This window comes from Caldithrix sp. (assembly GCF_056497305.1).
On the sequence record NZ_JBSMDE010000027.1, the window covers coordinates 1 to 3,378 of the forward strand.

Here is a 3,378-nt window from a genome sequence, read left to right on the forward strand (position 1 = left end):
ATGTGGAATTCCCCTACGATGATTTCCGCAAGGCCATGGTGGAGCAAATGGGCAGCAGCGAGAGCGTGGCGGATAACATGATCGAGTTTATCAAAGCCATGAACATCGGTAAGGTTTTTGAGAACGCCAAACGCGATGCGGAAAGCACAACCCGAACGACCATCGAAGATTTTGCTCAGGTGTTTGCGATGATTTATAATAGTTAAGGCAGCACAGCTGCAATCAAAATGATCATAGGAAGATGATTTGGGTAGTTAATAACCACACCCAAGCAAAAGGATGATAATTTTTGCACCTGGTTTCTCTTAACTTTCGGAGCTTAATTGTTCGGAAAGCCGTTCTGCCAGTCTCTGAAAATCATTTCTCTGTTCGACCTGGTACCAGGTGATCCGCTGATCTGCCCGGAACCAGGTCATTTGTCTTTTGGCGTAGCGCCGCGTATTGCGCTTGATGCGCTCGACCATTTCCTGGTAATCGATTTCTTTCTGTAAAAATTGAATGGCTTCTTTGTAACCGACGGTGCGCAGGGCGTTTAATTGGGCAGAATAGCCCATGCCCAATAGATGTTTAACTTCATCCAGTAAACCGAGTTGTAGCATCTGTTCCACACGCTGGTTGATGCGCTGGTACAAACGGGAACGTTCCATAGTCAATCCCCAGAAAACAGGTTCAAAATCGGCCTTTATGGTTGGTTGTTGGTGAAAAGAAGAAAACGGTTGCCCGGTAACTAAAAAGACCTCAAGACTGCGCAGAATACGTTGCCGATCATTTGGACTAATTTTAGCAGCGTAATGGGGGTCGACGTTTTGCAATTGCTGATACAAAGAGGCCAGTCCTTCTGTGCGTAGCCTGTTTTCCAGTTCTTTCCTAACGGCTTCGTCTCTAGCATCCAATTCAAAAAGGCCATCCACCAGCGCTCTAATGTAGAAACCGGAACCGCCAACCACCAGCGGTCTTTTCCCTCTTTGAAAAATGGCATCAATGACTTGCCGCGCCTGCTTCCCAAACATTCCGGCGCTATAATATTCGTCAGGGCTGCAAATATCTATGAAATGGTGGGGCACCTGTTTTCGGAAGTCGGCATCGGGCTTTGCCGTGCCAATATCCATAAAACGGTAAATCTGACGCGAATCGGCAGAGACAATTTCAATAGGTATTCGATCCGCAATCAATCGGGAAAGGAGCGTTTTGCCGACGGCAGTGGGGCCGACTATGAAATGCACGTTACGTCGCATGTCAGGTGATTCGTTTAAATTTGCGATCCAACTCTTCGAGGTCTATGGTAACAATGACCGGTCGGCCATGGGGACAAAAGAAAGGTGTTTCACAGGCGAATAGCTGATCAACCAGATTTTGCATTTCGGTCTGTGTTAATTTTTCGCCGGATTTTATGGCGTTTTTACAGGCGTAGGCTGCGGCAACCTTGTGTAAATGGTCAAATTCGTGCAGGGGCTCATTGCGGTAATAATCGATAATGTCCAGTAAAATTTGCGATTCACGGCCCACCTTTACATCTGCTGGCATGGCTTCAATAACGATGGTGGTGCCACTGAAGACTTTGATGCTGAAACCAATCTTGTTTAAAATTTCATGAATCTCTTTAAAAACCATAAAATCGTCATAATTGAGCGTAATTTTCTGTGGGAAAAGCAGCTTTTGTCCACCGCCACCACCCTGTCTTTGCAGAGCCTTCAAAGTCCTTTCGAACAAAATCCGCTCGTGGGCCACATGCTGATCAATAATGACCATGCCGCTTTTAATTTCTGAGATAATGTAGCGGTTATGTAATTGCCAAAACTGAACATCGCCTGTTTGCTGTTCGTGGGGACGGGCCGAAGGCAGCAGGGTATTCTGCTTTTCATCGGCCTTTTTGGTGTCTTCCTTTTGCGGTTCAGGTTCAAAATAGGTTAAGCTGAGTTGTGCACCGTTTCCGTAGCGTCCTAAATACCGTTTTCGATGGCGCATTTCGTTAATAATTTGCCGGGGTTGTTCACTTTTGTCGATCACCTGTTTTAAAGCGCTGCCTTCCGGTGTACTGGTGAATTCCGGAATTACCCCCTCGTCATTGAGGACTTTGCGCACGCTGCTGATTACAAAATAGTAGACACTCCTTTCATTGGAGAAGCGGACTTCCATTTTGGTGGGATGCACGTTTACATCCACCATTCCGGGATCCATTTCTAAATACAGCACATAAATAGGGTATTCACCGCTGTGGATCAAGTTTCCGTAAGCCTGGAAAATAGCATGGTTCAAGGCGCGATCCTGAATCGGACGCCCGTTGAGGAATAGAAACTGCATGCCGCGTGATTTGCGCACAACATCCGGGCGGCTGACAAAACCCTGAAGTTCGATTCCGCCCAGGCTGGCAGAAACTTTAAGCAGCCCACGAAAAATACTGGCTCCCATCACATCTTGCACGCGCTGGCCCACATCGCTTTTTTTTAGGTTGTAAATTTCTCGTCCGTCAATGGTCAATTGAAAAGCGATGTTGGGATAGGCCAGACAAAAGCGTTTTACCACATTCAAAATTTGCTGTACTTCAGCATTGACCGAACGCAGAAACTGACGTCGCGCCGGGGTGTTGAAAAAGAGGTTGCGCACCGAAATACTGGTGCCAACATTGGCTGCCGTCTTTTTGAGTGAAGCGTCCCGACCGCCATTTAAGGTGTAGATGGTGCCCATTTTATCCGCAGCTTGACGTGTTTTAACTTCTACTTGCGAAACAGAAGCAATACTGGGCAGCGCCTCGCCCCGGAAGCCCAGCGTTTCAATGCGATCCAGATCATGTTGTGTACTGATCTTGCTGGTGGCATGGCGTTCAAAAGCCAGGGGCAAATCTTCTTCGCTCATACCCAGGCCGTTATCGATTATCTGGATCAACTTTTTGCCGCCTTCTTCAATAAAGATGCGGATTTCGTCCGCTTCGGCATCAATGGCATTTTCGATTAATTCCTTGACCACCGAGGCCGGACGCTCAACAACCTCTCCGGCTGCTATTTTATTGGCTAAATTTTCCGGAAGTATTTGAATTCTATTTAATCTTGTTGCCATGAATTATCCACGTTTTTGTTTTGACGAATATAAAAAAAATTGCATTGCAAAAAAAGAAAACTAAACATTAGAAGGATTTTAATAGCTGGCGGGAAGGATTTGTTCCGCCTTCAGGTAAGAAACAAAACCAGTTGGAATGTGAACGGGCCTTGTTCAGGACTGAGAAGTTTTTAAACGTTTGAAACATAGTAAATTGGCATGAAATTGGGCCTGAATGTCCGGAATTTAATTTTTAGTGGTGCGGCCAAAAGGAATGCCTAATCTTCTCATGCGATGGCGTAAGGTATTGGGATTGATTCCCAGTATTTCCGCCGCGCCGCCTTT

4 protein-coding genes are annotated in these 3,378 nt (G+C 46.2%); 1 reads left to right on the top strand and 3 read right to left on the bottom strand.

The genetic code is table 11. From position 1 onward, the window contains the following. Positions 1-206, top strand: a 206-nt coding sequence (locus ACWB0I_RS02395; RefSeq protein WP_479386434.1) for a hypothetical protein, incomplete at its 5' end; no start/stop codon positions are given. A 99-nt stretch (positions 207-305) separates the two neighbouring features. On the opposite strand, the gene miaA is transcribed toward ACWB0I_RS02395, so the two are convergent. From miaA to ACWB0I_RS02410, 3 genes are all read right to left on the bottom strand, one after another. Further along, positions 306-1,235: a tRNA (adenosine(37)-N6)-dimethylallyltransferase MiaA gene (gene miaA, locus ACWB0I_RS02400; RefSeq protein WP_479386435.1), complete on the bottom strand. Its 930-nt coding sequence runs from the start codon at positions 1,233-1,235 to the stop codon at positions 306-308. A 1-nt stretch (position 1,236) separates the two neighbouring features. After that, entirely contained in the window at positions 1,237-3,054 is a 1,818-nt protein-coding gene (gene mutL, locus ACWB0I_RS02405) for a DNA mismatch repair endonuclease MutL (protein WP_479386436.1), read from the bottom strand. A gap of 225 nt (positions 3,055-3,279) precedes the next feature. Beyond that, positions 3,280-3,378 (bottom strand): helix-turn-helix domain-containing protein (locus ACWB0I_RS02410; protein WP_479386437.1); only part of this gene is annotated, 99 nt, incomplete at its 5' end.

What these genes read in the sequence shown, in the direction of transcription:
- miaA (WP_479386435.1), bottom strand. Translation starts at nt 1,235, where the DNA reads ATGCGACGTAACGTGCATTTCATAGTCGGCCCCACTGCCGTCGGCAAA.
- mutL (WP_479386436.1), bottom strand. Translation starts at nt 3,054, where the DNA reads ATGGCAACAAGATTAAATAGAATTCAAATACTTCCGGAAAATTTAGCC.